Source organism: Gordonia jacobaea (assembly GCF_965344965.1).
GTDB lineage: Bacteria > Actinomycetota > Actinomycetes > Mycobacteriales > Mycobacteriaceae > Gordonia > Gordonia jacobaea.
In genome coordinates, this window is the sequence record NZ_CBDRLS010000006.1 from 185322 (window position 1) to 211244 (window position 25923).

Here is a 25923-nt window from a genome sequence, read left to right on the forward strand (position 1 = left end):
TCGCCGTCACGGCTGCGTCGCCCGGGGAGCGCTCCCCGGCAACGAGCGCGCGGCGGCCGCGAAGGCATCACCGCGTCGTCCGTATCCGGGAAACATGTCCAGCGACGCCGCCGCAGGTGCCAGAAGCACTGCGTCGGGGCGCGGATCGTCGGCCGTGGCCAGCGTCCACGCCTCCGCGACGGCACGGTTCATCACCGCGGTCGCGAGGTCGTCGGAGTTCCCGGGGGCGTCGAATGGGGGTTGTCCCCCGCTCGACACCGGATCCGTTTCTGATCCGAGGGCGCGCTGTGCAATCACACCGCCATCGTCTCCTGTGAATACTGTGACTGTTGGGACTTTTGGGGCGTGTCGCGAAATCGCGTCGACAATGATCGCCCGGTCTCGTCCAATCGCGACAACTCCGGCCAGTCGATCCGCGGAGCCCGTGATCATGTCGTCGACCGACGCACCCTTCAACAGCCCGCCCGCGATGAGCACGACGCGACGGTGTGCACCGATCGCCGCCGCGGCCGCGTGCGGATTGGTGGCTTTCGAATCGTCGACGAAGTCGATGCCGTCGATCGTCACGACGACCTCGCCCCGATGTGCCGCGGGACGAAACGCGCTCAACGCCCGACCGATCGCCGACGGGGCGACGCCGACCGCCAACGCCAACGCAGCGGCCGCCAGCGCGTCGGACACTCCCGACGGCCCCGGGGGGTGAATCGCCGTCGCGGCGATCAGAGGCGTACCGCCGGACGCGCCGTCCTGCTCAGCTGTGAACGCCCGATCGACAAGCTCGCCATCGACGACGCCGAGCTCACCCGGTGCGGGCTCGCCGAGGGTGAACCCGACGCGCCGTCCCGGCACGGGAAGGCCCGCGGCGACGTCATCGTCGAGGCCGACGACACCCACGTCGCCGTGCAGCGCGATCTGCTTGTCGGCCGCGTACGCGGCGAACGATCCGTGCCAGTCGAGGTGATCGTCGGCGATGTTGAGCACGACACCCGCATCGGGAGTGATCGACGGCGCCCAGTGAAGCTGGAACGACGACAACTCGGCGCACAGCACGTCGACCCTCGGTTGCGTCTGCATCGCGTCGAGCACCGGCAATCCGATGTTGCCGCACGCTGCGGCGGCGCGGCCGCTCTCGACGACGATGTCGGTCAGCATCGACGTCGTCGTGGTCTTTCCGTTGGTTCCGGTCACGACCAGCCACGTGCGCGGAGCGCCGAGCAGCCCGGCACGGTCGACCCGCCACGCGAGCTCGACCTCGCCCCACACGGGGATCTCGTGCTCGGCTGCCGCGACCATCAGCGGATTGGTCGGCGCGAATCCGGGCGAAGCGATGACGAGGTCGGTCGTCGCCACCCAGGAGTCGTCGGCCAGGAGCTCGGCGATCGAGATGAGACGGGCGCCGGCGGTCTGCGCGGCATCGGCCCCGACGACACCGGTCGGCTCTACCTCACCGAATCTGTCGTCGGCGATCGTGACCTGAGCGTCGACTCTGAGCAGGAATCGTGCCGCCGACATCCCCGCTGTGCCTGCGCCCGCGACGAGCACGCGCCTGCCGCGCAGATGCAGCTCCGACGATGAGGTCATCACACTCAGCCGTTGACCGTGAGGAACTCGCCGTAGAACAGCGAGAGTCCCAGCGCACACGCGATGGCTGTGAGCAGCCAGAACCTGATGATCACCGTGGTCTCCGCCCAGCCACCGAGTTCGAAGTGGTGGTGGAAGGGCGCCATGCGGAACACACGACGACCCGTCGTCCGGAAGAACGCGATCTGGATGACGACCGACATGATCTCCGCGACGAACAGCGCGCCGATGACCACCGCGAGCAGCTCCGTGCGGGTCGTGATCGACAGTCCCGCGAGCAGCCCGCCGAGAGCCAACGAACCCGTGTCGCCCATGAAGATCTTCGCCGGTGCCGCATTCCACCAGAGGAACCCGAGACATGCGCCGCCACCTGCGACCGCGATCAGCGCGAGGTCCAAGGGGTCGCGCACCTGGTAGCAGCCCCGAGGAATGTCGGCGGCAGGCTTGGCGCCACCCGAGCAGGCGTTGACGAACTGAAAGAACGTCACCAACACGTAGGTTCCCAGCACCATGGCCATCGACCCGGCGGCGAGGCCGTCGAGACCGTCGGTGAAGTTGACGGCGTTCGACCACGCCGCGACGATCAGCCAGCAGAACACCACGAAGGCGACCGAGACCATCGAGATCGCGTCGATGTCGCGGACGTAGGACAGGTGCGGACTCGCGGGTGTGTAACCCGAGTCGTTGCGGAAGCCGAGGACGAGCACGCCGAACAGAATTGCCGCGAGGAACTGCCCGATCGACTTGGCAGTCTTGTTGAGCCCCAGATTCCGGTGCTTGCGGATCTTGATGAAGTCGTCGAGGAATCCGACGCCGCCGAGTGCGGTCGCGAGACCCAGAACGAGCAGCCCGGACGCTGTCGGCCCGTTGCCGTCGTGGGTGAACACTCCGACGATGTGAGCTCCGAAGTAGCCCGCCCACAGCGCGATCAGGATAGCCACTCCACCCATTGACGGGGTGCCACGCTTGGTCTGGTGACTCTGCGGCCCCTCGACGCGAATCTCCTGTCCGAATCCTTGGCGGGAGAACACACGGATGAGCACCGGAGTGAGCAGGATCGATACCGCAACGGCGATCGCACCCGCAATGAGGATCTGGGTCACCGCAGCAGTCCTCCCTCAGTTCGCCCGACGGTCACTCGTCGCTCTCCTTGTTCCTGTCTCGTCATCTCCCCAGTCCCGCAGCTCATGTACCCGAACCCGCCAGATCGGCCAGCGCCGGATCGGTGCCCGCGACGAGCACCATGTCGTCGGGCGCAGGGCGCCAGTCGTCGGTGTCGAGCGTTGCTGCCGCGTCGTCGACCGTCGCGACCAACCGTGCCTCGTCGCCCCAGGAACCCTCCATCACGGCTCCCTGATGCAGCGCACGGACCGCACGTGACTCTCCGACGCACAGTGTCTTGTCGACGGCGAGCCGAACGGCGAGTCGCCCCACCCTGTCATGCTCGACGACGCGCTCGTTCTCGGTCAGACCGTCGCGTGTGCCCATGTCGCCGATGATCGCCCAGGTGCGCACACGTTCAGGTGAATCCCGTGCGCGCGACACCAGGTCGCGAATCGCACGCGACACCGTCTCGACATCCGCAGGCACGATGACCACGTGTCGTTCCCCTTGGCCGCCATCGGGACTCACCGAGCTGCCCCAGACGTGTTCTCGACGACGCCCGCGAGGGCCTCGGCGACGACGTCCCTGTCGTCGAACGGATGCTTCACGCCGTCGATCTCCTGGCCTGCCTCGTGGCCCTTGCCGGCCACCAAGACGATGTCGCCGGGCCGCGCCCACGCGATAGCGGCCTCGATCGCGTCACGGCGGTCGCCGACCTCCCTGATCTCGACACCCGCTCGACGCTCCTCATCCGGCACAGCCTGTGCACCGGCGAGGACGGCGGCGCGGATCTTGGCCGGGTCCTCGGTCCGTGGGTTGTCGTCGGTGATCACGACGAGGTCTGCGCGGCGCGCGGCCACCTCGCCCATCAGCGGCCGCTTGGCCGTGTCTCTGTCGCCGCCCGCACCGATGACGACGGCGACACGTCCGCGCGCCTGCTCGTCGAGAGTTGTCAGCACGGCTTCGAGCGCTCCCGGCTTGTGCGCGTAGTCGACGATGGCGAGGAAGTCCTGCCCCCGATCGATGCGCTGCAGCCGACCGGGAACCGACACGTCGGCGATTGCTGCGGTCGCCGTCGTGACGGGCACACCAGCCGCGACCACGACCGCGACCGCCAGTGTCGCGTTGGCGACGTTGTAGCGGCCGGGCAGCCTGAGCGTGAGATCGTGACCGATCCCGGCGGCGTCGGCGATCTCGACGCGCTGTGAGCCGTCGGACTCGATCGTCGACGGCCCGGCATGCCACTCGGCCGGGACGTCGGTCGTCGAGACAGTGATCGGCGCGATGCCCTTACCGCGACGCGCGACGTCGAGCATGCGTCGACCCCATTCGTCGTCGACGCACACCACCGAACGCACCGCTCGCGTCGGTGATCCCGCCGCGAACAGGAGTGCCTTGGCCTCGAAGTAGTCGCGCATCGTCGGATGGAAGTCGAGGTGATCCTGGGACAGATTGGTGAACGCACCGATCGAGAAGTGGGCTCCGTCGACGCGGCCGAGAGCCAGCGCGTGACTCGACACCTCCATGACCACGACGTCGACGCCGCGTTCGAGCATCGCGGCGAGCAATGCCTGCAGGGTCGGAGCTTCGGGTGTCGTCAGTGAACTCGCCTGAGCGACACCGTCGACGCGGGTTTCCACCGTGCCGATCAATCCGACGGTGTGACCGGCGGCCATCAACGCGGCCTCGACCATGTATGCCGTTGTCGTCTTGCCCGACGTGCCGGTGATGCCGATCAGCTTGAGGCGCTGCGACGGGTTGCCGTAGATCCGTGAGCTCACGCCGCCGAGAATCGACCGAGGGTCGGCGTGCACGAGTACCGCGCACGCGGCGTCGGGCGGGAGCACCCGTCCGAGCTCTGCGCGGCCCGCCGCGTCGGTGAGGATCGCCGTCGCGCCACGTTCGACGGCCTCGGCAGCAAACCTGGCGCCGTGCGTGCGGCCGCCCGGCAGCGCTGCGAACAGGTCGCCCGCGACGATGTCCTGCGCACGCAGCGACACCCCGGAGACGGCGGCGTCAGCAGGCACCGTCCCGATCAGGTCGAGTCGTGCGCCGGTGGCGGTCGAGAGCACGGAGACGGCCGTGGGTTCGACGTGAGTTGGTCTGTTCAGTCCTGCGGACCGGCGATTCGACGCCATGATGCGATCGCCTCCCTCAGCAGTGGTATCGGTGTCGCGTGTTCTCGCCTGTGCGGCTCGAACCCGGGGTATGTGCGGATGCGCGCTCTCCGGAACGCACTCACGATACCGTCAGGACAATTCGTGACGGCGCGCCCACCGGCAAATCAGCGCGCCTCGAGCTTGATCCACGGCGTAGGCGTGGGAGACAGCGGCACCTGCTGGCGCTGCAGAATCCACGAGGCGATCGTCCCGAACAGCGGCGCCGCCGACTGTCCGCCGCTGCCGTCGGAGCTTCGCTTGGGGTTGTCGAGCATGATGCCCACCACGAAACGCGGGTTGTCGGCGGGAGCGATGCCTGCGAACGTGATGTTGTAGCTCGAGTTCGAGTAGCACCCGCACGCCGGGTCGACCTGCTGCGCTGTACCCGTCTTGCCCGACATCTGATAGCCCGAGACCGCACCCTTGTAGCCCGTTCCCGACTGCACGCCCATCGGGTCCTCCTGGAAGACCCCGCGGAACATGTCGCGAACCGTACGCGCGGTCTGCGGACTGACCACTCGGACACCAGCGGGCCGATCAGCATCCTCGACGTTGCCGCCGTCGCGCTGCTCCGACTCGAGGATGCGCGGTGGCACACGGAGACCGTCGTTGGCGATCGCCTGATACATCGCGGTCATCTGCAGGAGCGACATCGAGAGGCCCTGCCCGATGGGCAGATTGGCAAACGAACCACCCGACCACTGACTCAGGGCGGGAACCGCTCCACCGCTCTCTGCCGGAAGGCCGACGCCGGTCCGCTGCCCGAGCCCGAAGCGCTTCACCATGTCGGCGAAACGTTGCTCACCGACACGCTTGGCCAGCATCAGCGTTCCGACGTTGGACGACTTACTGAAGATGCCCGCCGTCGTGTACGGCTCGACGCCGTGCGACCACGCGTCGTTGACGGTGACTCCGGCCATATTGATACTGCCCGGCACCTGCAACACCTCGTCCGGCCTGGTCAGCCCATATTCGACGGCCGCGGAGGCAGCGACGATCTTGTTCACCGACCCCGGCTCGAACGGCGAGGTGACCGCCGGGTTGCCCAGGTCCGATTTGGTCTGTTCCGACAGCGGCTTGGATGCGTTGAACGTTCCGTCGTTGGCCATCGCGAGCACCTCGCCGGTCTTCGCGTCGAGTACGACCGCCGACGCCGACTTCGCGCCGGACGCCTGCTTGGCCTTGTTGACCTCGCTCTGCACGAACCACTGGATGTCTGAGTCGAGCGTCAGTTTCACCGTGGCGCCATTGATGGCCGGGTGCACGTTGCGGGTGCTACCCGGGATCACCGCGCCGTCGGAGCCGCGGTCGTACGTCTTCGATCCGTCGGTCCCCGCGAGTACCGAATCCATCGACGCCTCGAGACCGATCAACCCGTTTCCGTCGTAGTTGACGTCGCCGACGACGTTGGCCGCCAGCGAGCCACCCGGATAGAGACGGATCGCCTGCGGGTCTGCGCCCACCTCGGGATAGTCGGCGACGATCCGTGCCGCGACCTCAGGGCTCACCGACCGTGCGAGATAGACGAACCCGTCGTCGCTCGTCAGCTTCTTGTGCAGATCGTCGGAACTGATCGATCCGCCGAGCGCCGACGACACACCGTCGGCAATCTCCTTGAGTCTCTTGTCCACATCGGGGTACTCGGGGTTCTTCTTGTGCTCGGCCTCGATCGACTTGCGAACGGCCTTGGGCAAGAACGTGAGTGAACGCGCCTCGTCGGTGTACGCGAGGGGGCGCCCGTTCCGGTCGAGGATGGCTCCACGCTTGGCCGTCAGCACCTGGGTGTACTCGCGTTGCTGCGCCGCCTCCGCTGAGATCGACGACGCCTCGATGGTGTGCACGACGATCATCCGGATCGCCACCGCCAACACCACGAGGAGAATCACGACTCCTACAGCGCGACTACGGAATTCAAAGGTGCGTGGACCTCGACCCCGTCCGCCTCCGCGGCCACCGGTACCCGACCCTCCGCCCGCAGGTGCTGGGCGTCGCCCTGACCGGGGCTGCGCAGTGGGCGGGTCGAAACGCTCACCGATCCGCTGAAAACTGGCGCGTGTCATGGTTGTCAATTGTCCACTGCCCTAACGGGCTCCCGCCGAATTTGCGCTCGGCGGGTTGCCATTCGTCTGAGCCGAGGGTGCAACATTCGGATTGGGTGCGGCAGCGGCCCCCGGCGCCGGAGCGTCAGCGCGCGCGGGAGCATCGGCGCGTGCCGGGGCGTCGCCACCCTGGTTCCGGGTCGGCGTGGTGTTGGTTCCGGGAGCCGTATTGTTGTTCGGCGCTGGCGAATTGGATGAGCCGGCGCCGGACGAGTTGCTGTCGCCGGACCTGGTCGCATCACCGGACGGGGCAGCATCCGAGTCCGATGTGTCCGCACCCCCGAGGCCCATCGAATCACTGACCTTGCTCTTGTCGATCTTGCTGGTGGGATCGGGCTTGTCGTCGGGGTTGATCGTCCCCATCGGCTTGCCGGATGCGGGCTCGGGATCGCCGAGCACCTTGGGCTTGCCATTGGCGCCGACAACCATCCGGGCCGGATTCTGAACCGGGATCATCCCCAATTTCGCTGCCTTGTCGGACAATTCGGGCGCGGAGTCGCCCGACTCGTAGCTGCGCTTGAGACTGTCGCGGCGGTCGACGAGCGACTGGTTGACCTTGCGCTCGATTCCGAGTCGGTAGGAATCCTGCGCGGCCTTCGTCGACAGCCACAGACTCAACCCGAGACCGACGACGAGCAGCGCGAGAACGGGCACCACGAACGGAACCGACCGCGCACGAGTGAACAACGAGACACGTCGGACACTCGAATCGCGGTCACCACGTGTCGACGTAGAGCCCTGCGCCACAACACGATTGCGACGGCGATCGAGCGCACGCTGGGCTGCCCGCGAGCGGTTGGCACGCTCGGATTCGAGATTCTCCCGACGCGGACGACGGGTTGGCGTTGTGGTGGCTGCACCTGCGCTGTCGGCGACGGTGCGGTCGTCGAGCACTGTCATGACCGATTCCTCTCGACACGTTCGATGGCGCGGACCCGTACCGGGGCAGACCGCGGATTCTCGGCGAGCTCGGCCTCGCCTGCCTGCTCGGCACCTCGGGTGACGAGTCTGAATTTGGGTGCGGTTCCCGGCAGTTCGACCGGAAGGCCGGGTGGCGACGTCGAGGTGGTACGAGACGCGAACTCGCGCTTGACAATTCGGTCTTCGAGCGACTGATAACTCATCACCACCACGCGTCCGCCCACCGCGAGCGCGTCGAGCGCTGCGGGCAACGCGAGACGTAGGGCGTCGAGTTCGTGATTGACCTCGATCCGCAGCGCCTGGAACGTGCGCTTCGCGGGATGCCCACCGGTGCGACGTGTGGCCGCAGGAATTGCGGCATAAAGCAATTCGACGAGCCGCCCACTCGTTGTGAAGGGTTCGGTCTCACGGGCCCGGAGAACGGCCGACGCGATCTTGCCTGCGAAGCGTTCTTCTCCGTATTCCGACAGCACCCGTGCGAGGTCGCCGTGCGAGTACGTGTTGAGCACATCTGCCGCGGTCAGGTCGTCGTCCGGATTCATCCGCATGTCCAGCGGGGCGTCGACGGCGTAGGCGAATCCACGATCGGCGCGGTCGAGTTGCATCGACGACACGCCGAGATCGAAGAGCGCGCCGTCGATGTGGTCGACGCCTGCCTCGGCGAGGACGTCGTCGATGCCGTCGAATCGAGACTGGTGAAACGAGATCCGGTCGCCGAAGCGGGCGAGGCGATCACGTGCGATGTTCAACGCCGATTCATCACGGTCGATGCCGATCACACGCGCGTCGGGGAATTCGGTGAGTATGAGTTCGCTGTGGCCGCCGGCCCCCAACGTCGCGTCGACGAACACTGGGCGGTCGGTCTCCGAGGGGACTGCACCAGAGTGGGTCAGGGCCGGTGCGAGAAGTTCGGTGATCCGCCGTGCCATGACGGGCACGTGGCCGAATTCTCCGGAACGACGTTCGTCGTCGTGTGGCGCGTTCACCGAATCACCTCCCGACGCGTGCTGTCTGCACGCCCCGACCCGTTGCGGCCACGCACACTCATCTTGAATCCCTGGCACCGACACCGGTCCGTGCGAAGAGTCTCGCCGGGTGAAGCGGGGTCCCGGTCCGGTCGCGCACCTGGCGTTGGGGAAGTACGCCAGGGTCGTTCCGGACCGGGGCCTCGATCCACCCGAAGCCCTGTCCATCGTGTGCCATTCCTCGGCTACAAGACCGCGTTCAATGCGGCCGAGTTGGCTGCCGAGAAGTTCTCCTCGTGCTCGTTCTGGTACTCGCGCCACTTCTGCGCGTCCCAGATCTCGAGGTGATCGAAACTGCCGAACACCACGCACTCCTTGGTCAGCTCCGCGTACTCCCGATGGTCGGGAGACAAGCTGATCCGACCCTGCCCATCCGGGCGCTGCTCCTCGGTGCTGGCGAAGAAGTAGCGCTGAAAGGCTCGTGCCTGCGGATCGTTACGGGATGCCTCCACAATTCGGGCGGCGATCTCGTCGAACTCCTCGGCTCGAAACACCGACAGGCTGTGGTCTTGGCCTTTTGTGACCATCACGCCTCCTGCCAGTACGTCGCGGAACTTGGCGGGCAATGTCAGTCGCCCTTTGTCGTCCAACTTGGGTGTGTAGGTGCCGACAAATCGAACGGACGACATGTCGACACCTCCTGCCCCCTGAGCGATCCGTTCCGGTCCGTCTCACCCAGTGCTGCCACAGTACCCCACTTTCCACCACTTTCCACCCCTTCCACCCCCTGAAGTCGCCATCCAAAACTATTACTGCAGGTCAACACGGATAAACACGGTGGTGGATGACACCACGCGCCGCGTGTCCCAGCCCGCCATTCGTGTGTCTAGAAGGACGAAACAGCATCAAAGTGACTGATGGGAGCCAGTTTTATGCCCGGGTGGGGAGATGTGGGGAAGGCGGTGGGGCGCTGTGGGGACCGCGGTGGGGCGGCGTGGGGAATCAGGGGCCGCACAGCTGGCGGCGGCGTCGCGGGAGCTCCGGAGTGGGCGGTCCGATCAGGCAGACCCGAGCGATAGGTGCATGGCCCGGCAGAAGGCAGGGTTAGAGGCGAGGTGGCCGGCCGGCCGATGCGGACACAGCGTGCTCACCCGCATACGACAGCAGGGCAACACATTGGTGCGATGTGTTGCCCTGCTGTTTGTGAGATCTGACTATCTCAAGGAGCGGTGGAGGCGTGAATGTGTGTCTTATCGAAGGCAGTGGGTGCTGCAGCACACACACATCCTTCGATACGACACACATGTGACGGAAAGGAGGCGCCTGATCAATCAGGCGCCTGGGTCACTCCTGGTCGAAGCGGCGGTTGAACCGTTCTTCCATGCGCTCGGTGAACTTGCGCTTGCCTGCCTGCCGCGCGGGGGCGTCGGCGGGTGCCGAATTCTCGGGAGCCGAGCGGCCACCGCCCCACAGAGCGAGGAGGCCTGCGCCGAACATCACGAGAAATCCGATGAGGCTGACGACGGGAAGCCCGGCGACGCTGAGGCCCACCAATGGGCCGACGACGAGCAGCACAAGACCCACGACGAAGACCGCCGCCGCCTGAAGACGACGACGACCCGACGACCGGCCAAGCCGCCGACGCTTCACGCTGGACGCGAACTTCGGGTCCTCGGCGTAAAGAGCACTTTCGATCTGTTCGAGCATGCGCTGCTCGTGCTCCGAGAGTGGCACCGACCCTCCTTACTACGTTGCCGATTCACACATCAACGAGATTGTGGCGACCGCGGACGCCAGTCTCGTGACATGTGTTCGCGGCTTACTGCTTCCATGATACGAGGTGATTGCAAGCGCGACCACCATAACCACCCGACCGTCACATCGAAGCCGCCAATAGCGACAATTCGGGACCTGTGATCACGTCGGGTGAAATGACCGCCAATCAGAATCGCCGTACGGGCGCCGTCGGCCGCGAAGCGCGAACCGCAGGCGCGGACGAGCCGATGAATCAGGCGATGTGGTCGTAGCCGTAGTCGGACCGGTCGACCGCTTGGTGCGCAAGCTTTCCCTGTTCGTAGGCGACGATGATGTCTTCGACGGCGTCGAGAAACGACAACACGCGGGAGCGGAGCGCCACGACCGCCGAACCCTCGACGGAGCGACGCAGGCCCGACTCGATCTCCATGCGCACAGACGACATCCGGGCAAACGCCTCGGCGAACTCTGCCAGATCAGGAACGGCCGACGAGATCCGTGACCACGCATTTGGGGACACGCGTCGAGATGCTCGCTTCGCGGGTGGTTCGTAGACCGCGAGTGCCGCTCCTGCCGCCCGCAGCGCCGCCAAGTAGTACTGGCGGAACCGTTCGGCGTCGTCTGGCACGCCGTCGGCATTCTCGACCAGGATCTCTGCGCGATCGAGGAGGTCGCGAGCACGCACGACGACCATCGGGTCGATCTCCGGACGCACCACTGCACCTCGCCGTGCGTGACGCACTGTGCCGCGCGTCGGCCTATGGACTGCCATCTCGCGCTCCCTTCGGTGTTGCGTCCGCTCGACACCCGAGCGGCTTCCACGTTCCTGTGTGACCGAGTCGTTCCTGTGTGACCAAGTCGTTCCTGCGCAATTAAGTCCCGGTACGGTCCGGCGATGCACGCTTCCCTCGTCCGTCGCCGGACCGCCCAGACTGTCGTGGGTGACGCAGAACGGCTTGCGGAGGCACGTTCATCGAACACCCGTTCGACATATTCAATATAGCTAGAACGGCGACACTCTTCAAGAGGAGATGTGGCCCCATTCCCGACAGCAGAAGCGTAGAACTCGGTACCGACATTCCCGATCGGCTGCGGCCTGCCAGGAACGCGACGCGCGCGGCGGACTGCGGGAGGAAGGACAACGAGCAGTTGGCGACCCGACTCGTTCGGTTGACCGGCCAGGACTCCCCGGCCTGGCTCGACGCTGCCCTGAATGTCTACGTGACCGCGATGGACTACCCGCGTGGCACCGAGCACCACCGGGTTCCGCTCTGGCGCGAACACATCGCCCGACGCGGGTGGACCGCATACGCGGCGCTGACGGCCGTCTCCCCCGACATCCGGCTCGACCCCGACGCGGAGCGTCGACGTATCGGCCCTCCGGTGTCGCCGTCCGGGCACGAGATCATGGTCGGCATCGCCTACGGCTATCGCGGCGCCGACGACCAGTGGTGGAATCACCAGCTCAGAACCGGTCTCCGACTGTCCGGCTGCGACCGCGACACCATCGAACGCATCGCAACCAACTACTTCGAACTCACCGAACTCCACGTCCACCCGACCGCTCAGGGCCACGGCATCGGCGAATGGTTGCTGACCGCACTGCTGAGCGACCGTCAAGAAGACCACGTCCTGCTGTCCACCCCGGAGATTCCCGCCGAACGAAATCGGGCGTGGTCCCTCTACCGCAGGATGGGCTTCGACGATGTGCTGCGCCACTTCACCTTCACCGGCGACCCACGACCCTTCGCTTTCCTCGGTCGACGACTCCCGCTCGACGCGGCTACCGAACCTCTTACAGGCACGCCACCAGCGGCGGCGCGGTGAGCCGCCGAGGCGGCTCCGGCCATAAGCCCCGGCACGACGCCGTTGTCGTGGGTGCAGGTCACAACGGCCTCATCGCGGCCGCCTACCTCGCCCGCGCGGGACGTTCGGTGCTCGTCGTGGAACGCGACGACATCCCGGGCGGCGCCGTTTCGACCGTCGAACGCTTTCCGGGCTATCGAGTCGATCGCGGATCGTCGGCACATCTGATGATCCGACACTCCCCGATCATCGACGAGCTCGACCTCTCTGCGCACGGTCTGCGCTATATCGACTGCGACCCTTGGGGTTTCGCACCCGCGACGCAGGACGGACCACCGTTGGTGTTCCGCACCGACCTCGACGCGACCTGCGCGTCGATCGCCGCCGCGTGCTCAGACGCCGACGCGGACGCCTACCGACGATTCGTCGACGTGTGGGGTCCGCGGTCGCGAGCTGTGCTCGACGCGTTCAACTCGCCGGCAACGCTCCCCCGGTTCGGACGGGCATTCACCGGTATCGGCAACACCGCCCACACCGCCCGTACCGGGTTCATAGGTCGACGTGCGGGGTCGCTCATGTCGGCGACCCAGGAACTGATGATGTCCGGCGACGCCCTCCTCGATCGCTGGTTCACCTCCGAACGACTCAAAGCAGCTCTCGCCTGGTTCGGCGCGCAATCGGGTCCGCCGATGAACGCGCCGGGTACCGCACCCATGGTCGGGTTCGCCGCGCTCATGCATCGGATTCCCCCTGGCAGGGCGGTCGGCGGCAGCGGCGCGCTCACCGAATCCCTCCTGCATCGCCTCGACGCCGACGGCGCGCAGGTACTCACCGGATCGCCCGCGACGTCGATCAGTCGGTGTGGCGGTCATTGGCGCGTGCAGACCGGCGAGGACAGCCACTGCACCGACCAGGTGATCGCCGCCTGCCACATCTTCGCGACACTCGACATGCTCGACGCCGGGCGAGCTGCTCCACCAGCGGAGATCGATCGGTGGCGGCGCGAGATCGACATCGGCTCCGGGATCGGGATGGCAGTCCGTCTCGGCACACGCGCACTCCCCGCCTACCGCGACCTGCCGTCGGACCTTCCACCGCACGGCGTGCATTCGGCGCTGGGACTCCTCGTCACCGATCGCGCACAGCTTCGCCGCGCGTACACCGCGGCCTCGGTCGGCGAGTTACCACCGCGCCCACCGTGCGTCGTGATGAGTTTCTCGGCGATCGACCCGACACTTGCTCCCGCACAACGACATTCGATCACCGTATGGTCGCAGTGGCATCCCCGACAGTTGCACGAAGGACAGTGGTCGACGGCCGGCTCGGTCGCCGCCGACGAGATCCTCACCGAAGTCGATCGCCACGCACCGGGGTTCAGGGCGTCGGTCGACCACCGTTATGTACAGACGCCGGCCGATCTGGAATCCGAACTCGGGCTGGTCGGCGGCAACATCATGCACGTCGAGATGACGATCGACCAGATGTTCATCTATCGGCCGCACCCCGACCTGGCCGGGCACCGTGTACCCGGCGCGGCAGGTCTCTTCCTCGCCGGGGCGTCGACGCATCCCGGCGGTGGGGTGACCGGTGCCAGCGGGCGGATCGCAGGGCAACTCGCGATCGCGGCGAGCCGACGGCGTCGCTGACGCTCCCCATCCGGCACCCCGCATCCGACACTCCCCATCTGACACACGCCGCAGGGTGTGCGAGGCGACGGTGCCCTTCTGGCACGATGAGCACGTGCAACCGGCTACCACGCGACGCCCGACCGATCCGACGCGTAGACGTTCCGCGCGAACCGCGGTCGCGTCGGTGTTGATCCTGCTCACGGCCATTCCTCTGCTGTCGGGGTGTCTGACCCGCTCGACCACCGTCGGCGACCGGTATGCCGGCACGGTCATCGTCGCCACCTCGCCGGACAATCCCAGCGGCGCGCCACGACTCGACATTCCCGAATCGATGCGCAACAACGTGTCGACCTCCGACTACCGCGAAGGCCCCAACACGGGTGGGGGCGACTCGGCGAACCCGTCGGCTTCACCGTCTCCGGGCGCCCCGTCCGCAAGCGCCCCATCCGCAGGCGCACCATCGACCGGGACACAGCCGGGAACCACAGGGCAGGGCGCGAGCCGGGTCGGTACCAGGGCGACGTTCTCCGATCTGACCGCCGGTCAGCTCAGTCAGCTCGGCGACATCGTCGCCAACGCGTTCGGCGACACGTCGATGACGATGGAGCTGAACGCCAAGCGCAGCGGCGACGTCGTGCGCTTCCGCGGCAGTGCAGATCTCAACGGACTCGAGGAACGCGACTATCTCAAGTTCACCCTGGCGTTCGCTGGTCCGATCACCGCGAGCAACGTCGCGAAGCAGGATTCGGAGACCTCGGTCACGTGGACACCCGAACCGGGCAAGGTCACCGAGTTCATCGCCGACGCGACATACCCCGACCCCGCGACCGCGGCGTTCACCGGATGGACGTGGCTCCTCGTGATCGTGTGCCTGCTCGTCGTCGCGCTCGTCATCTGGTTGGCGTACTCGCACCGCGACACGAGCCCTCGCCCCGGGCGGCCGCGGCCGGTGCGTCGAAGCGCACCCGTCCAAAAGACGACAACGACACCGAAGACGACAACTCCGAAGGCAAGCGCACAGCCTTCGACTACCGCACCTGCCGCGCACGCAGAATCCGCGACGACGCCGTCGGGTGGCGACAAGCCGAAGAGCACAGGCTCCACCGGCTAGGCACTCCTGGTCGGGCGAATATTCAAGGGGCAGTTGCGCCGACCGGCGCCGGCTAGTTCGTCGAGACGAGCGGCAGGGCGTCGGAGGTGTCGACGCCGAGCCGGTCGAGTACCTCGCAGGTGGCCTTGGCGAAGTTGAGGCTGATGAAGTGCAGCCCGGGGACGCCCTCGGCGATGAGACGTTGCGACATCTCGGTGGCGATGTCGATTCCGACCGCGCGCACCGCTGCCCGATCTTCCTGTTCACCGGAACCCGCGGCGGCGATCAACCGTCGCTCGACGCTCTCGGGCAGGACCGAGCCTGACAGCTCGACCATCCGTCGGACCGAGGCAAGCGACGTGATCGGCATGATCTCGGGAATGATCGGCTTGGCACCCTGCTCGGCGTCGGCAGCAGCGACGCGGTCGCGCAGGCGGAGGTAGAAGTCGACGTCGAAGAACAGTTGGGTGACCGAGTACTCGGCGCCTGCGCGGAGCTTGCTCACGAGTACGCGGGTGTCGTGGTCGAGATCGGGAGCGCGGTGGTGGCCCTCGGGGAAGGAGGCCACACCGACGTGGAACTGGCCGAGTCCGCCGATCAGGTCGACGAGTTCTTCGGCGTACGAGACGCCCTCGGGGTGCTTGACCCACTCACCGAGCGGATCTCCGGGCGGATCACCGCGCAGCGCAAGGATATTGGTGATGCCCTTATCCGCGTACGCGCCGACCAGCGAGCGCAGTTCGGCGATCGAGTGGTTCACCGCGGTGAGGTGGGCGACCGGCACCAGCGTCGTCTCGGTCGCGAGTTGCCCCGCGATGCGCACGGTGCGATCGCGCGTGCTGCCACCCGCGCCGTACGTCAGTGACACGAACGCGGGATTGAGCCGCTCGAAGACACGCACCGCACGCCACAGGCGTGCTTCGCCCTCGGCATCTTTCGGTGGAAGGAACTCGACGGAGAAGGGCACCTGTCCCGGATGCGGCGCAGACAGACGTTCGACGACGGACGGCACCGGGGCGGATGAATTCACCGGACCAGTGTACGGGCTAGCCTGTGACACGTGACCTCGACCGCTCCCGTCCCCACGCGCCTCGCCGAGGTTCCCGGCGCAGTCGAATCCGTGCTGCGCGACTTCCTCGGTACCGCTGTGTCAACAGCCGCGGCCATTTCGCCGGTCGTCGGGTCGTCGGCGCAGGTCGTCGCCGATTTCGTGCTGTCGGGCGGCAAGCGCATCCGGCCCGTCTTCGCATACGCGGGTTGGCAGGCGGGCCGCAGCGACGCCAACGGTGTCCCGACCGGCCTCACCGACGCCGACGCGCTGCGGATCAGTGCCGCCCTCGAACTCGTGCAGGGGTGCGCGCTCATTCACGACGACATCATCGACGCCTCCGACACGCGGCGCGGCAGACCAACGGTGCACCGGGTGTTCGAGCGCGGCCATCGCGACGCCGGATGGCGCGGCGACGCAGCCGAACACGGCGTCGCGTCGGCTGTTCTGGCAGGCGATTTCGCGCTCGCGTGGGCCGACGACCTTGTCCACGGGTACGTCCCGGCGACCGTGTCGCCCGCGGGAAGGCCTCTGACGGGTCCGCAGGTAGCGCCCCTGCCACCGGGGGTGATCGCGACATGGGCGGCCATGCGTACCGAGGTCCTCGGCGGTCAGGTCCTCGACATCGTCAACGAGGTCAGTGGCGAGGAATCGACGGAGGCCGCCTATCGGGTGATGGAGTTCAAGACGGCGGCGTACACGGTCGCGCGTCCACTCGAGCTCGGAGCCCGCGCCGCGGGTGCTTCCGAGGAACTCGTCGGCCAACTACGTTCGGTCGGCCACGATCTCGGCATCGCGTTCCAGTTGCAGGACGACCTTCTCGGTGTGTTCGGTGATCCGGTCCGAACCGGCAAGCCTTCGGGCGACGACCTCGTCGCAGGTAAGCGGACAGCGCTTCTCGCGCTCGGACTGTCCCGCGCCGACGCGGACGATCCCGCACTCGGCGACACGTTGCGTTCGGTCATAGGGACCGAACTGTCGGCAGACGAATTGGCCACTGCGCGTGGCATTCTGACCGAGGTGGGCGCCGTCGCCGACGTCGAGCGGACGATCGACACGCTACTCGACTCCGCCGTCACCACCCTCGAGAGCACCGACATCGACGATGCCGTGTACACCGACCTCGTTGCCGTCGCGCGTCGTATGGCGCATCGCGACGCCTGAGCGTGGACACCGACGTGACGGTGGCCGCAGACCCGAGTGTGGACTGCGGATCGTCGACGACGCGGCGAACCCTCATCGCCGGTCTGATCGGCTCGATCATGGTGTCGCTCGGCGGTTTCGGCATCGCAGACATCCCCCGCAACCACCCGATACTGACCGACACCGGACTGAGCTGGCTCACCTACGGGCACGGTAAATCGCTGTGCGGCATCACATTCTGGGTCGGCGTGACGCTCATGGTGATCGCATGGATACGCCTTGGGCGCATCCTGTGCGACCGCACGCGTGATCACAGCGGGCTCCACCTGGGTAGGTGGGTGCTGGCATGGGCCGCACCGTTGATGGTGACCGTGCCGCTCTACAGTCGCGACGTCTACGCCTACCTCGGCCAGGGCGCTCTGTTCGGGGCCGGCTTCTCGCCGTACGCCGACGGCCCGGCCCACAATCCGGGACCGCTCGTCGACAGCATGGCGCAGGTCTGGGCGTCGACCACTGCGCCCTACGGTCCGCTCTTCGTGTGGGTGACACACCTTGTGGTCGCGGTGACCGGCGATCACGTCATCCTGGGTGTGCTCGCCATGCGACTGGTCCTGTTGCCGGGACTCCTGTTGTCGCTCTGGGCAATTCCGCGACTCGCCCGCCACTTCGGGGCGTCGGCCGCCGCCGGGCTGTGGCTCGTGCTGTTCAACCCGCTCGTCCTGATCCACCTGGTGGGCGGACCGCACGTCGAGCTGCTCATGATGGGTGTGTTGTCCGCGGGGATGGCGTTGGTCGTCACCGGGCGACACGTCGGCGGGCTCGTGCTGCTCGGCTGTGCGGTCTCGATCAAGATCACCGCCGGGATCGCGGTCCCCTTCGTGCTGTGGATCTGGTTGGCGCACATTCGACAACGGCGCCAGGTGGGCGCGCGCGACGTGGCTCTCGTGCTCGCCGCGATCGTGGGCATCACCGTTGCGGTGTTCGCGGCGTGGACCGCGCTCGTCGGGCTCGGCCTGGGTTGGCTCACTGGTTTGGGCTGGGCGGATCGGATCGTGAACTGGTTTACGCTGCCGACGGTTGTCGCTCACCTCGTGACGCTCGTCGCCGCGCCGTTCACTCCGCTCAACCTGCAGACTGTTTTGCCGATCACCCGGCTCATCGGCGAAGCGCTTCTCGCGGTCATCCTCGTCGTGTTGTGGTGGCGGCAGCGGCATTCCGAGCGAGACGCGATGGCGGGCATCGTGCTCGCCATGCTGGCCGTCGTGATCCTCGAACCGTCGACGCTCCCCTGGTACTACACGTGGGTGCTGTGTCTGGCCGTCGCGTTCACGCTCCCGATATGGGTGCGCGCGCTCGTCGTCGGCATCTCGACGTTCATGCTGATCGTCTTTCAGCCCGACGACTCGATCTTGTTCTACAAGCTGCCCGAGACCCTGCTGGCGCTGGCGCTCGGTGGCCTCGCGGCCGCGTCGGTGATGCGAACCGATCCGCTGCGGGTCGGCGCTCTCGGACGTCGGATGTGGGGTGTCAGAACGCCTGTGCCTGCGCGCGACGGATGACTTCGCGCGCCGAGTGGGTGTGCAGCGCGTCTGCGGGTGTCAGGCCGAGGTCGTCCTGTTCGGTGAACAGCCACGCCATGATCTCGTCGCGCGTGTAGCCGCCGTCGAACAATACGTCGACGAGTCCGGTGAAGTGTTTCGCGATGCCTTCGTCGTCGAAGAACACGCGCGGCACCGCGGGCTGACCGTCACGCGAGATCGCCAGCAGGTGATGATCCCGGATGAGGTTGCGCACCTTGTTCGTCGACACATGCAGGCGTGCTGCGACGTCGTCGAGTGAATAGGTGGCGGTGTCGGCGGGGAGGGTGTCGGTCGAGAGGGGCAGAGAACTCACCCGCCTGAGATTACCGTTTCGCCGCGCATGCCGACAGGCGGTTGTCACGCTGTGCACAACTCGTCATTCGGGTACACGCCACGGCGCCGCGTATGGGCCCGCGGTCGGTGGTGCCGGGTAGATTCGACGTCGTGAACAGCCCGGCCGACACCCTGCTCGGTGCGGTCCTCGAGGACCGCTATCGTCTCGACGCGCCCATCGCGCGCGGCGGGATGTCGGCGGTCTATCTCGGCGCCGATCTGCGGTTGGGTCGCGACGTCGCGGTCAAGGTGATGGATCGACGCTACTCGGGCGACCCACAGTTCGTGCGCCGCTTCGAGTTCGAGGCGCGGGCGGTCGCAGGCCTCAAACATCCGGGCCTGGTCGCGGTCTACGACCAAGGCATCGACGAGGGCACCGCGTTTCTCGTGATGGAACTCGTCGAGGGCGGGAGCCTGCGCGAATTGCTGCGCGAGCGGGGACCCATGCCGCCGCACGCCGTCGTCGCTGTCGCCGATCCCGTCCTCGGCGGTCTCGGCACAGCGCACCGAGCAGGACTCGTCCATCGCGACATCAAGCCCGAGAACGTCCTGATCTCCGATGCGGGCGAGGTCAAGGTCGCCGACTTCGGCCTGGTGCGCGCGGTCGCGGAGGCGGGTGTCACCTCGGCGAGCGTCATCCTGGGCACCGCGGCGTACCTGTCGCCCGAGCAGGTCGAATCCGCCGACGCCGACGCCAGGAGCGACGTCTACTCCATGGGCGTCATGATGTTCGAATTACTCACCGGCAGAACACCTTTCCACGGCGACTCGCCACTTGCACTCGCCTACCAACGACTCTCCTACGACGTCCCGGCCCCCGGCGACGTCATCGACGGCGTGCCCGAGGAGATCGACGAGGTGATCCTGCGCGCCACCGAACGTCGGCCACGCGACCGCTACGTCGACGCCTTCGAGATGCGCGACGCGCTGCTCGCCGCCGCCGACGATCTCGACCTGCCGCCGTTCACCGTTCCCGCACCGCGCCGCTCGGCCGAGCGGGAGACGATGGTCCGGATGCGCGCCGCACAGGCCGCCGCGGCGCGCCCACAGCCTCGCCCGGTGGCGCCGCGCGCTGTCCCCGCAACGGCACAGCAACCGGTCGCGGCGTCGCTCGTCGCGCCTCCGCAGCCGACGACAGCACCACCCGCGACGACCAAGCGTCCCACGGTGATTCCCGATCGACCGGCCGACGACACCCCCACCCACGACCCGGGGCGCGGAAGGTTGCAGGCGCTGATCTGGCTGACCGTCGTCCTGCTGGTGGCCGCGGGCGTGGGCTCGGTCGGCTGGTGGCTCGGCGCGCTGATTGTCGGCTGAACCGATCGTCGGCTGAACCGATCTCCAGCTGGCCGGCCCGGTGCCGAGATGCTCAGCCGCGCAGCATCTCCGCGACGAGGAATGCCAGTTCCAGCGACTGCTGGGTGTTCAGCCGCGGGTCGCATGCGGTCTCGTATCGGCCGGACAGGTCGAGGTCGGAGATGTCTTGCGCGCCACCGAGACACTCGGTCACGTTCTCTCCGGTGAGCTCGACGTGGATACCACCCGGGTGAGTGCCGAGCGCGTGATGCACCTCGAAGAATCCCTGCACCTCGTCGACGACGCGGTCGAAATGCCGTGTCTTGTACCCGGTCGGCGAGGTGTGGGTGTTCCCGTGCATCGGATCGGACTGCCAGATCACCTTGTGGCCGGTCGCCTCCACCGCGCTCACGATCGGCGGCAGCACCTCGCGCACCTTCGAGTTACCCATGCGGGCAACAAAGGTCAACCGTCCGGGACGGTTGTGCGGATCGAGCCGTTCGACGTACTCGACGGCCTGCTCGGGTGTCGTCGTCGGTCCGATCTTGACCCCGATGGGGTTACGGATGAGCTCGGCGAACGCGATGTGCGCACCGTCGAGTTGGCGTGTGCGCTCACCGATCCAGAGGAAATGCGCGGAAAGGTCGTAGAGCACCTTCTCGTCGAGTTCGGACCCGTTGGCACCGGACTCGTCGAGGTCGGGATTGTCGGCCAGGCGCAGCATCGCGCGTTCGTAGTCGAGTACGAGCGCTTCGTGCGAGGCGAAGATCGCGGCGGACTTCAGGCTCGAATCGGTGACGCCACAGGCGTCCATGAACTTCAGACCGCGGTCGATCTCGCCTGCGAGGGCCTCGTACCGCGCACCGGCGGGTGACGTACGGACGAACTCGCGATTCCAGTCGTGCACGCGACGCAGGTCTGCTTCGGCGCCGGTCAGTGCGCGCACCAGGTTCATCGCTGCCGACGCATTGGCGTACGCGCGGACCAGGCGGGACGGATCGTGCACTCGCGCCGCTTCGACGGGTGGGAATCCGTTGACCATGTCGCCGCGGTAGGACGTCAGGCCGAGCGCGTCGACGTCGGCAGAGCGCGGCTTGGCGTACTGCCCCGCGATGCGGGCCACCTTCACGACCGGAAGGCTGGCGCCGTAGGTCAGCACGACGGCCATCTGCAGCAGGGTGCGGATGTTGCCCTTGATGTGCGGTTCGGTGTTGTCGGCGAATGTCTCCGCGCAGTCGCCGCCCTGCAGCAGAAAGGCGCGTCCCTCGGCGACGTCGGCGAGTTGGGAGGACAGAGCCTCCACCTCTGCAGGCATGCAGATCGGCGGCACGCTCTCGAGCACCGTGCGCATCCGGTGGGCGTCCTCGGGATCCCAACTCGGCTGCTGGAGTGCCGGCCTGCTCATGGCGTCGGCAAAGCGTGCCTGCAGGTCGCCGGGAAGCGGGGGCAGTTCGGGAAGTTCGTCGATCGGAACGTCTACGGTCCAGTTCACCACCCCACCAGGGTAGTAGGCGTCTACGACGACCCCGCAGCACGGCCCCGTACCGTCTCCGGGCCTACCCCGCCTCAGGCACGCGAACCGCCCGCGCGCTCGATGGCCTCCCACTTGCGCAGGTTGTGTCGAGCATCACTGAGGGCGTCATGAGCGTCGTCGGGCGCCGGTGGCAGAGGTGGGCGTCCGGCGGCCTCCCAGTGCTGTTTGAGCTCACGCGTGAAGCGCGGAACAGCGCGGGGCAGTTCGGTCATCGGACCCCACAACTGACACAGAACAACGTGGTCATAGGCCCCTACCCACGCCCACAGCTCGATGTCGTTGCCCTTTTCCGTCAGGAACTCCAGCAGGCCGTCGCGGATCTGCGACCGCGACCTCCACAGCGGCGACGAGGGTGAGGGAAGCTTGGGCAGGACGTTGGCGCGCACCCAACTACCGGCGCGCCCGGGGTCGAACTCGGTCGACACCGCATAATATTCACGACCGTCCTCTGCGACGACACCGATCGATATGAGATCGATCGTGCGGCCGTCCTCGATAAACTCCGAGTCGTAGAAGAAACGCATACCGCCAAGTATTCGCCACCGAATGCGCACACCGACACCCGACCGACCCACATGCCCCCGCTGCGGGGCCTACACAAAGGCCATCGATGCCCACATTCTGCAGCGCCGCGGACACTCGGCTCCGTCGGTGGGTTCCGACGCGGTTGACGCGCGCGCTCATCGTCATCGTGTTCGCGACGTCGTCGCTGCTCCAGATGATCGGTGTGCCTTTCACCAGCAGTTTCGGTACCAGAACGCGTATCGACCTCGACGTCTATCGGCTGGGGGCACAGATCTGGCAGCAGGGCCAGAGCCTCTACGCCGACGGATCGATGCCGTTCACCAGCGACGGCATCTGGCTTCCGTTCACCTACCCGCCGTTCGCCGCGATGACTTTCGTGCCGCTGGGTGCGATGACACTCACCATCGCGGGCGTCGTGATGTCACTGCTCACGATCGGACTCCTCGTCGTCGTCGTGCACATCGTGCTGACGGTGCTTTCCGTCGGGCGCATCGGCAACCGGTGGTGGCTCGCTCTTCTGGTCTCCACTGCCGCGCTCTGGCTCAATCCGATGTGGATGACGCTCGGCTTCGGTCAGATCAACGTGATCCTCATGGCGATGATCGTCGTCGACGTCTTCCTCGTCGGGCGGGGGCGTCGCCGCGCAATCGGGCCTCTGCAGGGTGTTCTGGTGGGACTCGCGGCGGCGATCAAGCTGACCCCGCTCGTCTTCATCGTGCTGTTCGCATCGGCTCGACGCTGGCGGGCGGTCGTCACCGCTGCCGCAACTTTCGTCGCCGCAGCCGCCCTGGCATGGATCTGGATGCCGTCGGATTCGTGGGGGTACTGGACACACACCTTGTTCCACACCACGCGCATCGGTGATCCGTCTGGCCGGATCAACCAGAACCTCAACGCGATGTGGATTCGGCTCCTCCCCGAGGCGAGCGCCGCACAGCTCGCGTGGGTGCTCAGTTCACTCGTCGCAACGGCACTGGCGGGCGCCGCGTTGTTCGCATGCAAGCCCGTCGCGGCATTCGGCCGGGGCGCGGGTCGGACCGGACGCGTCAACGCCCTCCTGGCGACCTGCGTCGTCGCGGTCTGGGGACTCCTCGTCTCACCGACATCGTGGGCACACCACTGGGTGTGGTCGATTCCGCTGATCCTGACGAGCCTTGTGGTGGCCGCGCGCACCGACTCACGGCGCGCGTACGTCGCCTACAGCGCGATCGCCGTCAGCGGCATCCTGATCTTCGCCGTCGGCCCGTACCAGTTCCTGCCGATGGTTGCCCGACACTGGACCGTATTCGACCACATCGTCGGAAACGCGTTCTCGCTGTGGGGAATCGCCGCTTTGATCGTGATCTGGCTGCTTCCGTTCTCCCCCGCGCGGGCCGCCACACGAGCAGCCGATCAGCCGCTCGCCGAGATCCGATCTGCCTGAGCGATAATTCCGGCGCAGCGCCGGCGCCCGAACTGACGGCCGATATGAGTCAGGCGGCCGAGGCCTCGCCCGGCTGCGCGGGCTCCTGCACGTCGGGCTTCGGCTCCTTGAGCGAGGCGGCGTAGATGTCGACGTATTGCTGACCCGAGAGCTGCATCAGCTCGTACATGATCTCGTCGGTCACGGCACGCTCGATGAAGCGGTTGCCCTGCATGCCTTCGTAGCGGGCGAAGTTCAGCGGTTTGCCGATCTTCACCTTGACCCTGGTCGGGCGCGGCAGCACGGTTCCGGGCGGGTTGAAGGTATTGGTGCCGATCATGGCGACGGGGATCACCGGCACCCCGGTGTCGAGCGCGACTCGGGCGAGTCCCGTCTTGCCCTTGTAGAGGTTGCCGTCGGGCGACCTGGTGCCCTCCGGGTACATGCCCATCAGGTTGCCTGTCTCGAGCTGGCGCCGCGCGGCCTTGAGCGCATCGGCGGCGGCCTCCGCGCCGGTCCGGTCGATCGGGATCTGACCGACGGCGGTGTAGAACCACGCCTGGAAGCGACCCTTGATACCGGTGCCGTTGAAGTACTCCGCCTTGGCGAGGAAGTAGATCCGACGCGGCACCATCAGCGGCAGGAAGAAGCTGTCCATCACGGCGAGGTGGTTGCTGGCGAGAATTGCCGGTCCGCGTTCGGGGAGGTTCTCGAGGCCTTCGACCTCAGGACGGCCGAGCACCCGCAGGAGCGGTCCGAGGAGAACGTACTTGAACAGGTAGTACCACATTTGAGACTCACTCCATCATCGCCGCGTCGCCACTTGGTGAAGTCGTCGCCGGACAGAGAACCGAGAGAACTCGAAGAGGGGCGAGTTTCGCGGTGAGCCGACGGGACGTTGTGAGATGACTCTACTCAAGCGCCCAGACCCGCGTGGGCCATAGGGCGTGCTCTCAGTGTGCCGTCGACCACCCTGCGTCGCCGAGCGCCAGACCTTCGGACCGTAGTGCCGCGCGCGCCACCTCTGCGGCGCCGATGACGCCCGCGCTCTCGCCGAGCTGCGTGCCTCGAATCCGCGCGAGCTGTCGGTGCCCCGAGCCGGTGATCAATCTGGCGTAGTGCTCACGCGCCTCGTCGAGGAACAGTCCCGACGCCGCGCCGACGCCGCCTGCGAGCACGATCAGGTCGGGGTCGAAGATGTCGGCGATCATCGCCAGCCCCTGACCGAGTGACGCCGCGAAGGCGGCGAACGCGGCAATCGCGACCGCGTCACCGTCGGCGGCGGCACCCGCGACACGACGCCCCGTCAGCGACCCGGGATCGGCTGCGACGTCGGCGGCGAGCTGGCTTCTCCCCCAGTCGCCGTCGGCAAGCAATTCGACGACGGTGTCGACCAAAGCCGTTCCGCTGCAATATCTTTCCCAGCATCCGCGCTTGCCGCATGAGCACGGCCGGCCGTCGGGGACGACCGTCAGATGTCCGAGCTCCGGGGCTACGCCGAAGCTGCCGCGATAGATCTCGCCCTCGATGAGCAGTCCGGCACCGATACCGGTCCCGATGGCCAAGACCAGCGAGTTGTGTCCGCGCGCCGCCGCGCCGAATCGGAACTCGGCGACGGCCGCGGCGTTGGCGTCGTGCTCGGTGACCACGGGCAGACCGATGCGTGCACTCATCTCTTCTGCGACACGTGCCTCACGCCACGGCAGGTGCGGCGCGAACCGGACGACTTGCCGATCGGGGGTCAGAAAGCCTGCCACCGCGAGGCCGACGGCGCGCGCCGCCCACCGTGAGGTGAGTTCGCCGACGAGCCGATCGAGGCAGTGCTCGAGGGCCAGCGCCGTGCCCGGCGTCGCGGCCCGCAGGGTGTCGAGCATCCGTCCGCGTTCGTCGACCACGGAGGCGCGCACACTCGTGCCGCCGATGTCGATGCCGATCGTCAACTCGCCCATTACTT

At 67.0% G+C, this 25923-nt stretch carries 23 protein-coding genes; 7 read left to right on the top strand and 16 right to left on the bottom strand.

The features are described from left to right. Positions 1-6: 6 nt before the first annotated feature. From murD to ACRVY7_RS20035, 10 genes are all read right to left on the bottom strand, one after another. On the bottom strand, positions 7-1581 hold the full coding sequence (murD, locus tag ACRVY7_RS19990) for a UDP-N-acetylmuramoyl-L-alanine--D-glutamate ligase (protein WP_431818364.1): 1575 nt from the start codon (positions 1579-1581) through the stop codon (positions 7-9). A gap of 5 nt (positions 1582-1586) precedes the next feature. Continuing rightward, positions 1587-2684, bottom strand: a complete 1098-nt coding sequence (mraY, locus tag ACRVY7_RS19995) for a phospho-N-acetylmuramoyl-pentapeptide-transferase (RefSeq protein ID WP_049698236.1) — start codon at positions 2682-2684, stop codon at positions 1587-1589. 82 nt (positions 2685-2766) lie between these two features. Then, a complete protein-coding gene (locus ACRVY7_RS20000) occupies positions 2767-3180 on the bottom strand; it encodes a UDP-N-acetylmuramoyl-tripeptide--D-alanyl-D-alanine ligase (protein WP_049698237.1) in 414 nt (137 codons plus the stop codon). Between the two features lie 29 nt (positions 3181-3209). Then, positions 3210-4823, bottom strand: coding sequence for a UDP-N-acetylmuramoyl-L-alanyl-D-glutamate--2,6-diaminopimelate ligase (locus tag ACRVY7_RS20005; RefSeq protein WP_431818365.1), 1614 nt, complete (start codon positions 4821-4823; stop codon positions 3210-3212). A 146-nt stretch (positions 4824-4969) separates the two neighbouring features. Beyond that, a complete protein-coding gene (locus ACRVY7_RS20010) occupies positions 4970-6904 on the bottom strand; it encodes a peptidoglycan D,D-transpeptidase FtsI family protein (RefSeq protein WP_049698238.1) in 1935 nt (644 codons plus the stop codon). Between the two features lie 21 nt (positions 6905-6925). Further along, a complete protein-coding gene (ftsL, locus tag ACRVY7_RS20015) occupies positions 6926-7843 on the bottom strand; it encodes a cell division protein FtsL (protein WP_431818366.1) in 918 nt (305 codons plus the stop codon). Continuing rightward, positions 7840-8850, bottom strand: a complete 1011-nt coding sequence (rsmH, locus tag ACRVY7_RS20020; RefSeq protein ID WP_431818367.1) for a 16S rRNA (cytosine(1402)-N(4))-methyltransferase RsmH — start codon at positions 8848-8850, stop codon at positions 7840-7842. Before rsmH ends, ftsL begins: the two co-directional genes overlap by 4 nt. 224 nt (positions 8851-9074) lie before the next feature. Next, positions 9075-9518: a division/cell wall cluster transcriptional repressor MraZ gene (mraZ, locus tag ACRVY7_RS20025; RefSeq protein ID WP_431818368.1), complete on the bottom strand. Its 444-nt coding sequence runs from the start codon at positions 9516-9518 to the stop codon at positions 9075-9077. Between the two features lie 655 nt (positions 9519-10173). Continuing rightward, a complete protein-coding gene (locus ACRVY7_RS20030) occupies positions 10174-10563 on the bottom strand; it encodes an SCO2097 family morphological protein (RefSeq protein WP_431818369.1) in 390 nt (129 codons plus the stop codon). A 274-nt stretch (positions 10564-10837) separates the two neighbouring features. Next, positions 10838-11356, bottom strand: coding sequence for an SAV_6107 family HEPN domain-containing protein (locus tag ACRVY7_RS20035; RefSeq protein ID WP_431818370.1), 519 nt, complete (start codon positions 11354-11356; stop codon positions 10838-10840). A gap of 377 nt (positions 11357-11733) precedes the next feature. Here ACRVY7_RS20035 and ACRVY7_RS20040 point away from each other — a divergent pair, with 377 nt between their 5' ends. The 3 genes from ACRVY7_RS20040 to ACRVY7_RS20050 all read left to right on the top strand — a co-directional run bounded on the left by ACRVY7_RS20040 (position 11734) and on the right by ACRVY7_RS20050 (position 15129). Further along, positions 11734-12411, top strand: coding sequence for a GNAT family N-acetyltransferase (locus ACRVY7_RS20040; protein WP_049698243.1), 678 nt, complete (start codon positions 11734-11736; stop codon positions 12409-12411). Beyond that, the gene (locus ACRVY7_RS20045; RefSeq protein ID WP_431818371.1) at positions 12408-14036 is read left to right on the top strand and encodes a phytoene desaturase family protein; all 1629 of its coding nucleotides are present in this window, start codon (positions 12408-12410) and stop codon (positions 14034-14036) included. The genes ACRVY7_RS20040 and ACRVY7_RS20045 overlap by 4 nt, the downstream gene beginning before the upstream one ends. A 94-nt stretch (positions 14037-14130) precedes the next feature. Continuing rightward, complete coding sequence (locus tag ACRVY7_RS20050) at positions 14131-15129, top strand: LppM family (lipo)protein (protein ID WP_431818372.1); 999 nt, start codon at positions 14131-14133, stop codon at positions 15127-15129. Between the two features lie 52 nt (positions 15130-15181). Here ACRVY7_RS20050 and ACRVY7_RS20055 read toward each other — a convergent pair whose 3' ends face one another. Next, positions 15182-16168: a methylenetetrahydrofolate reductase gene (locus tag ACRVY7_RS20055; protein ID WP_431818373.1), complete on the bottom strand. Its 987-nt coding sequence runs from the start codon at positions 16166-16168 to the stop codon at positions 15182-15184. Here ACRVY7_RS20055 and ACRVY7_RS20060 point away from each other — a divergent pair, their 5' ends adjacent. Then, positions 16169-17320, top strand: coding sequence for a polyprenyl synthetase family protein (locus tag ACRVY7_RS20060; RefSeq protein ID WP_431818374.1), 1152 nt, complete (start codon positions 16169-16171; stop codon positions 17318-17320). A 20-nt stretch (positions 17321-17340) separates the two neighbouring features. Then, a complete protein-coding gene (locus tag ACRVY7_RS20065) occupies positions 17341-18858 on the top strand; it encodes an alpha-(1->6)-mannopyranosyltransferase A (protein ID WP_431818433.1) in 1518 nt (505 codons plus the stop codon). Here ACRVY7_RS20065 and ACRVY7_RS20070 read toward each other — a convergent pair. Continuing rightward, positions 18827-19192, bottom strand: a complete 366-nt coding sequence (locus ACRVY7_RS20070) for an Rv2175c family DNA-binding protein (RefSeq protein WP_064864524.1) — start codon at positions 19190-19192, stop codon at positions 18827-18829. The genes ACRVY7_RS20065 and ACRVY7_RS20070 overlap by 32 nt on opposite strands. 131 nt (positions 19193-19323) lie before the next feature. Between ACRVY7_RS20070 and ACRVY7_RS20075 the strand changes: the two genes are divergently transcribed. After that, the gene (locus tag ACRVY7_RS20075) at positions 19324-20529 is read left to right on the top strand and encodes a protein kinase domain-containing protein (protein ID WP_049698582.1); all 1206 of its coding nucleotides are present in this window, start codon (positions 19324-19326) and stop codon (positions 20527-20529) included. Positions 20530-20581: 52 nt separating this feature from the next. Here the strand turns inward: ACRVY7_RS20075 and ACRVY7_RS20080 are convergent, their stop codons facing one another. After that, the gene (locus tag ACRVY7_RS20080) at positions 20582-22003 is read right to left on the bottom strand and encodes a class II 3-deoxy-7-phosphoheptulonate synthase (RefSeq protein ID WP_431818375.1); all 1422 of its coding nucleotides are present in this window, start codon (positions 22001-22003) and stop codon (positions 20582-20584) included. Positions 22004-22074: 71 nt separating this feature from the next. Then, complete coding sequence (locus tag ACRVY7_RS20085; protein ID WP_431818376.1) at positions 22075-22566, bottom strand: polyadenylate-specific 3'-exoribonuclease AS; 492 nt, start codon at positions 22564-22566, stop codon at positions 22075-22077. 86 nt (positions 22567-22652) lie between these two features. On the opposite strand from ACRVY7_RS20085, the gene ACRVY7_RS20090 reads away from it, so the two are divergent. Next, a complete protein-coding gene (locus ACRVY7_RS20090) occupies positions 22653-23990 on the top strand; it encodes a glycosyltransferase 87 family protein (protein WP_431818377.1) in 1338 nt (445 codons plus the stop codon). A gap of 49 nt (positions 23991-24039) precedes the next feature. Here the strand turns inward: ACRVY7_RS20090 and ACRVY7_RS20095 are convergent, their stop codons facing one another. Together ACRVY7_RS20095 and ACRVY7_RS20100 are read right to left on the bottom strand one after the other, a co-directional pair. Then, positions 24040-24759, bottom strand: coding sequence for a lysophospholipid acyltransferase family protein (locus ACRVY7_RS20095; RefSeq protein WP_431818378.1), 720 nt, complete (start codon positions 24757-24759; stop codon positions 24040-24042). 163 nt (positions 24760-24922) lie between these two features. Further along, on the bottom strand, positions 24923-25918 hold the full coding sequence (locus tag ACRVY7_RS20100; protein ID WP_049698251.1) for an ROK family protein: 996 nt from the start codon (positions 25916-25918) through the stop codon (positions 24923-24925). Between the last annotated feature and the right edge of the window lie 5 nt (positions 25919-25923).